This window comes from Bartonella tribocorum, assembly GCF_002778015.1.
In the GTDB taxonomy this organism is placed as follows: Bacteria; Pseudomonadota; Alphaproteobacteria; order Rhizobiales; family Rhizobiaceae; genus Bartonella; species Bartonella tribocorum_B.
The window spans coordinates 39516-46371 of sequence record NZ_NJPP01000012.1 but is presented as its reverse complement, the minus strand read 5'-3'; the positions used below and the strand labels follow the sequence as shown (position 1 = coordinate 46371).

At 43.4% G+C, this 6856-nt stretch carries 4 protein-coding genes and 1 pseudogene; all 5 read right to left on the bottom strand.

What is annotated here, in order from left to right:
- Window positions 1-58: 58 nt before the first annotated feature.
- Window positions 59-644: pseudogene (locus tag CEV08_RS04760) on the bottom strand (class I fructose-bisphosphate aldolase); the annotation flags it as partial.
- A 77-nt stretch (window positions 645-721) separates the two neighbouring features.
- A complete protein-coding gene (locus CEV08_RS04755) occupies window positions 722-1753 on the bottom strand; it encodes a class I fructose-bisphosphate aldolase (RefSeq protein WP_100130587.1) in 1032 nt (343 codons plus the stop codon).
- Window positions 1754-1867: 114 nt separating this feature from the next.
- On the bottom strand, window positions 1868-3061 hold the full coding sequence (locus CEV08_RS04750; protein ID WP_180753555.1) for a phosphoglycerate kinase: 1194 nt from the start codon (window positions 3059-3061) through the stop codon (window positions 1868-1870).
- Between the two features lie 381 nt (window positions 3062-3442).
- Entirely contained in the window at window positions 3443-4450 is a 1008-nt protein-coding gene (gene gap, locus CEV08_RS04745; RefSeq protein ID WP_100130585.1) for a type I glyceraldehyde-3-phosphate dehydrogenase, read from the bottom strand.
- Window positions 4451-4794: 344 nt separating this feature from the next.
- Window positions 4795-6801: a transketolase gene (gene tkt, locus CEV08_RS04740; protein WP_100130584.1), complete on the bottom strand. Its 2007-nt coding sequence runs from the start codon at window positions 6799-6801 to the stop codon at window positions 4795-4797.
- Window positions 6802-6856: the final 55 nt, after the last annotated feature.

Below are 6856 nucleotides of genomic sequence, written 5' to 3'. Positions count from 1 at the left end.
CTTCTTCAACATTTGCATCTAGGACAATCACCACACACCCTTATGGGAAAATTCAAGTCTATGACAGATTCAAACGCTCACCTTTTCTTGGCTCTTTAGTCCATTGTCCTAAAGCTGCAAGGTGGTTCATCTAAGCCACGATGACAAAATGCCTTTTGTGCAACAACGATATTCTCATCTTTTCCAGCCCATGCTTTTAAAGCAGCCGCTTGCAATGCGCGCCCATAAGAAAAAGTCAATTTCCAAGGCAATGCACCCATAGAATTCATAGCCGATAAATGTGCCGTTGCTTCTTGATCTGATTGCCCGTAAGACAAGAAAAGCAATTCCTGGAACAGCCGAAGGAACGGTTTGTTTAAGCACATGGACGGTCTTTTCAGCCACTTCTTCAACACCAGCCTTGCGCGCATCTTTGCCATCAATCACCATATTGGGCTTTAAAATCATCCCCTCCAAAACAACATGGGCTTCAAACAATTCTTTAAAGACAGCCTGTAAAACAGTGCGTGTCACCTCAAAGCAACGCGCAATGGAATGCCCGCACGACAGTCCATCCATCAGCACTTGCCACCCTCTACAATCGGCACAATATTGAGTTACTGACATAAAGCAGCATAACGCGCAAAAGCTTGTGCATTTTGATTGCCCTTCTTGCTAAGCAAAGCATTTGCATCTAGGATAATCACCACACACCTTTATGGGAGTTCAAGTCTATGACAATTCAAGCGCTCACCTGTTCCTGCTCTTTAGTCCATTGTCCTAAAGCTGCAAGGTGGTTCATCCGAGCACGATGACAAAATGCCTTTTGTGCAACAGCGATATTCTCATCTTTTCCAGCCCATGCTTTTAAAGCAGCCGCTTGCAATGCGCGCCCATAAGAAAAAGTCAATTTCCAAGGCAATGCACCCATAGAATTCATAGCCGATAAATGCGCCGTTGCTTCCTGATCTGATTGCCCTCCAGAAAGAAAAGCAATTCCTGGAACAGCCGAAGGAACGGTTTGTTTAAGCACATGGACGGTCTTTTCAGCCACTTCTTCAACACCAGCCTTGCGCGCATCTTTGCCATCAATCACCATATTGGGCTTTAAAATCATCCCCTCCAAAACAACACGGGCTTCAAACAATTCTTTAAAGACAGCCTGTAAAACAGTGCGTGTCACCTCAAAGCAACGCGCAATGGAATGCCCGCACGACGGTCCATCCATCAGCACTTCCGGCTCTACAATCGGCACAATATTGAGTTCCTGACATAAAGCAGCATAACGCGCAAGAGCTTGTGCATTTTGATTGATGGCGCCTCTTGTTGGCAAAGTATCTGCATTAATGGCAATCACCGCCCGCCATTTAGCAAAACGCGCTCCCAAAGTATAATAGTCTTTCAGCCGTTCACGAAGACCATCCAGCCCTCCAGTAATTGTCTCGTAAGGAAAAGCGGCCAATGGTTTAGCACCCGTATCAACTTTAATGCCTGGTAACGCCCCTGCATCACGAATAAGATCCGTCAACATTTGCCCTGTTGATGCTTTTTGTCGAATGGTTTCATCAAATAAAATAACTCCAGAAATAGCGTTTTCCATCGCTTCTTTTGCACTAAAAAGCATTTCACGGTAAGCACAACGCCTTTCTTCATTGGACTCAACACCAATACTTTCAAAACGCTTTCCAATGGTCGCCGTACTTTCATCTGCTGCCAAAATACCTTTACCGGCATGCACCAAAGCAAGTGCAATATCTTCAAGCCGTTCATTCATAAAACATTCCTTTTTATTTTGTCTTTAAATTTCCAAAAAATGTGCAACATGCTCAATATACCCTACATGAACAACATACAACTTTTCTTTAAAGCTACTTTTCAAATAATCCCTTTAAGCCTGCATAAGGGCAAAAATTCCAGGCAGAACCTTCCCTTCCATCCATTCCAAAAAAGCCCCTCCTGCGGTTGAGAGATAAGTCAAATCATTGGAAACACCAGCATGATTAAGGGCAAAAACCGTATCGCCTCCTCCCGCAATTGAAACCAATTTCCCCTTTTGACTACATTCTGCTGCATGATATGCAACGGCAATTGTTCCCTTATCAAAGGGAGGCATCTCAAAAACACCAAGGGGTCCATTCCACACGAGGGTAGCAGCTTTATCTATCTCGGTATTGATATGAGCAATAGAGCGCGCACCAATATCTAATATCATGCCGTCTTCAGGAATATCACCTATATCATAAAGACGATGTGGAGCATTTTTTTCAAAACGAAACCCAACGACAACATCCACAGGAAGCAGAAGTGTACAGTGACATTCTTGTGCTTTTTTAATGATTTTTTTTACTGTTTCCGTCAATGCATGTTCACACAATGACTTCCCCACACGGATACCTTGCGCGGCTAAAAAACTGTTTGCCATTCCCCCTCCAATCACCAAGGTGTCGACTTTTTCCACCAAATGATTAAGCATAAACAATTTACTGGAAACTTTTGCACCTCCCACAATGGCAACGACAGGATGCTTTGGATTTCCAAGCCCTTTTTCTAGTGCCTGCAACTCAGCTTGCAAAAAGCGCCCCGCATAAGAGGGCAACAAATGTGTTATTCCCTCCACCGAAGCATGGGCACGATGAGAAACCGAAAAAGCATCATTGACATAAAGATCTCCATTATGCGCCAAAGCTTCCGCAAAAGAACAATCATTCTTTTCCTCACCGGCATAAAAACGAACATTTTCGAGCAGTAAAATGCCCCCATTTTGTAATGATTCAACCGCCACCTGCACCGTAGAACCAATACAGTCCGGAACAAAAGAAACCGGTTGATTAATGATCTTTTCCAGCACTCCTACAACAGGACGGAGTGAAAACTCTGGCTCCACCTTTCCTTTAGGACGACCACAATGAGAAAGTAAAATAAGCTTAGCACCACGCTTTTGTAGCTCAACAAGCGTTTCTTTATGGCGTACAAGACGTGTCTCATCACAAACTTCGCCCAGTGCCATAGGAACATTAAAATCCACGCGCACAAGAACACGTTTGCCGAAAACATCAACATCATCAAGTGTACGAAATCCCATCACACTACGTCCTTTTCACATTCCATTGTTACAAACAAATGCATTGGCTCAATTTTCTTTCCACTAATTTCTTTTCACTAAAACGCCTTTTTGCTTTTATGCACAAGAGGTTACGTCCTTTATTTTTTAACGTTTTCTCAAACTTTTTCTCGTTCAGATGTTACTTTTTAAAAGTTTACTCTTTCATGCGACTTTTAGAGGCACACACTCCATCATATTAAAAAAACACCCCTAATCTTTCAACAGTATCTTCTCTCTAACGCATAAAACAACAACTTCTCTTGATTTTTTTAAAAGAATGCGCCTTAATTTGTACAAAAGTGAGGCATTTCCCTATCATCACTATAATGAAAGAGGTCCCTGAGGTCCTCCCTATAATCTTTATATTGTCTTGGCAAAAGCCACAGCCGTATCACTCATTCGGTTAGAAAAGCCCCATTCATTATCATACCAAACCAGAACACGACAAAGCTTACCATCAATCACTTTGGTCTGATCATTGTGGAAAATCGCTGAATGAGGATTATGATTAAAATCACAACTCACAAGCTTTTCTTCCGTAGTGTCTAAAATTCCCTTTAAGGAACCGCGTGCAGCAGCCGCAATCGCTGTATTAATTTCTTCAACCGTTGTGGAACGCTTAGCGTTAAATGTCAAATCCACCACGGAAACATTTGGTGTTGGAACACGGATAGACACCCCATCAAGCAATCCCTTTAATTCTGGCAAAACCAATCCCACAGCTTTTGCCGCTCCTGTTGAGGTAGGAATCATAGAAAGAGCCGCCGCACGCGCCCGATAAAGGTCCCGATGCATGGTATCCAATACCGGTTGATCACCCGTATAAGAATGGATTGTTGTCATAAACCCATTTTCAATGCCGACCGTGTTGTGCAAAACTTGTGCCACAGGAGCTAAGCAATTGGTTGTACAAGAAGCATTTGAAACAACGCGATGCTCTTTATTCAAAGACTGATGATTAACCCCGTATACCACGGTCAGATCTGCCCCTTCAGAAGGCGCAGAAACCAGCACACGCCTTGCCCCAGCATCCAAATGAGCCTTTGCTTTATCACGCGCAGTAAAAATGCCCGTACATTCCAAAGCAATATCGATATCTAAATTTTTCCAAGGCAATTGTGCAGGATCACGCTCTGCGCATACCTTTATTAAACCACCCCCCACATCAATGGCATCCCCCACCACCTTAACGTCCCCAGGAAAACGCCCATGAATTGAATCATAGCGCAACAAATGGGCATTTGTCTCCACCGATCCCAAATCATTAATTGCGACCACTTCAATATCTTTTCGTCCACTTTCCACAAGTGCACGTAAAATATTGCGTCCAATACGACCAAACCCATTAATTGCAACACGAACTGTCATTTCACATGTTTCCTTATCTAATCTTTTAAAGAACAACATTTAAAGCACAACAAATGAGCATTTCACCAATTCAAAATCATGAATTCCAAAGACACCAATATCTTGACCAATCACTCACTGCTCCACAATCCCTACACAGAATATGATACCCTACAACCACTCCCACTCATGACAACATAAACTGTTATTTCACATATTTTCCATCAACCTTTTGCAGCACAAAAAACAAGCATTCCACCAATCAAAAATTATAAATAGCCATCATTTTAATATTTTTCCAATCATTCACTAAACCACAACGCTGCACAGAATATGATACCCTCCCTCCATAATAACATGAACTGTCATTGTGTTTTTTCCCCCTTGATCTTTTCCAGCTTTTTTTCAACGATAGCAACGACATTTTCGCAAGTAATACCAAAATGCGCATAAAGGTCATCAATTGTCCCACTTGCCCCGAAGCCCTCCATGCCAATAAACACACCATCACAGCCAATAAAACGATCCCATCCTTGGGCAACAGCCGCTTCAATGGCGATTTTAATCGGCGCATCTCCAATAAGAGCCCGTTGATAGGAGCAAGATTGTTGAGAAAAGAGCTCAAAACAAGGCACAGAAACCACACGCGTTGGGATACCTTTTTCTTCTAAGGTTTCACGTGCTTTGACCGCAATTTGCAATTCTGAACCGGAAGCAAACAATGTCACTTGTGCCTCATCACTTGCCGTTAACAATTCATATGCCCCAAGCATACAGAGGTTTTCTTCTTCATATTCTTGACGCAGCATCGGTAAATTTTGTCGGCTCAAAGCCAAGGTAGAAGGTGTCCCGCGTGCTTTCAAAGCCAATTGCCAACACTCGATTGTCTCCATAGCATCGGCAGGGCGAAACACAAGATGATTAGGCATAGCGCGCAGGCAAGCCAAATGTTCCACGGGTTGATGGGTCGGACCATCCTCACCAAGCCCAATAGAATCATGGGTCATGACATAAATCACCCGCACCCCCATGAGAGAAGATAAACGCATAGCGGGCCGCATATAATCTGAAAAGCATAAGAACGTTCCTCCATAAGGAATGAAGCCCCCATGAAGAGCGAGCCCATTCATTATAGCGCCCATTGCATGTTCACGAATACCATAATGGAGATAGCGCCCTGAAAAATCATCTGCAGAGATACTTTTCATCTGGCTGCTTTTTGTATTATTAGATCCCGTTAAATCGGCAGAACCACCAATGGTCTCACGAACGATTTCATTGATCACTTCAAGAGCCATTTCCGAAGCTTTACGCGTCGCAACCCCAGGACACTCTTCAACGAGTTTCTGTTTATAAGCATCGACAGCGCCATCAAATCCCCCCAATAGATCACCACGCATCAATCTTTCAAACTCGACCCGTTCTGAGACAGGAAGATCGCTCAATTTTTCTTCCCACTTTTGTCGCTTTTTAGCGGCATTAAGCCCTGCTAAACGCCAACGGTCAAGAATATCGGCTGGAATAACGAAAGGCTCCGCCTCCCACCCTAAGGCGATACGGGTCTCAGCAATTTCCCGCGCTCCTAAAGGAGCTCCATGAACTTTATTGGCTCCAGCTTTATTTGGTGCTCCAAAACCAATTGTTGTTTTACAAGCAATTAAAGTTGGTTTATCACCATTGCGCGCCGTTTGAATAGCTTGGGCAATAGCGGCTTGATTATGCCCATCCACTTTGAGTGTATTCCAACCAGATGCTTTAAAACGCGCACACTGATCTGTACTATCCGCAAGAGAAATTTCTCCATCGATAGAAATATTATTATCATCCCACAAGACAATAAGCTTGTTAAGTTTTAGATGCCCCGCCAAGGAAATTGCTTCTTGAGAAATGCCTTCCATCAGGCATCCATCCCCCACCAACGCATAAGTATAATGGTTGATAAGATCACCAAAACGAGCATTTTGCAAACGTTCGGCAAGAGCCATCCCCACAGCATTCGCCAATCCTTGTCCGAGAGGCCCCGTCGTTGTTTCAATTCCTGCCGCATGCCCATATTCTGGATGCCCAGCAAGCTTTGCCCCTAATTGGCGAAAATTTTTAAGATCCTCAATACAGATATCTTCATAACCAGAAAGATACAGCAGAGCATAAAGCAACATAGATCCATGTCCTGCTGATAAGACAAAACGGTCACGGTCAGACCAACGAGGATTTTTAGGATCATGAGCAAGGAATTGTGTATAAAGAACCGTAGCAATATCGGCTGCCCCCATTGGTAAACCGGGATGACCAGAATTTGCTTTTTCAATCGCATCAATAGCTAGAAAACGGATAGCATTGGCCATCTGATTCTGTTGGTGGGTATTTGTCATGAATGATCGACCATTTCGTTACATACGTTATTCTGTTACTTTTTCTGTATTCTCT

Excerpts from the sequence above, each read along its gene's own strand:
- CEV08_RS04755 (WP_100130587.1), bottom strand. The coding sequence starts at position 1,753 with ATGAATGAACGGCTTGAAGATATTGCACTTGCTTTGGTGCATGCCGGT.
- tkt (WP_100130584.1), bottom strand. The coding sequence starts at position 6,801 with ATGACAAATACCCACCAACAGAATCAGATGGCCAATGCTATCCGTTTT.
- gap (WP_100130585.1), bottom strand. The coding sequence starts at position 4,450 with ATGACAGTTCGTGTTGCAATTAATGGGTTTGGTCGTATTGGACGCAAT.
- CEV08_RS04750 (WP_180753555.1), bottom strand. The coding sequence starts at position 3,061 with ATGGGATTTCGTACACTTGATGATGTTGATGTTTTCGGCAAACGTGTT.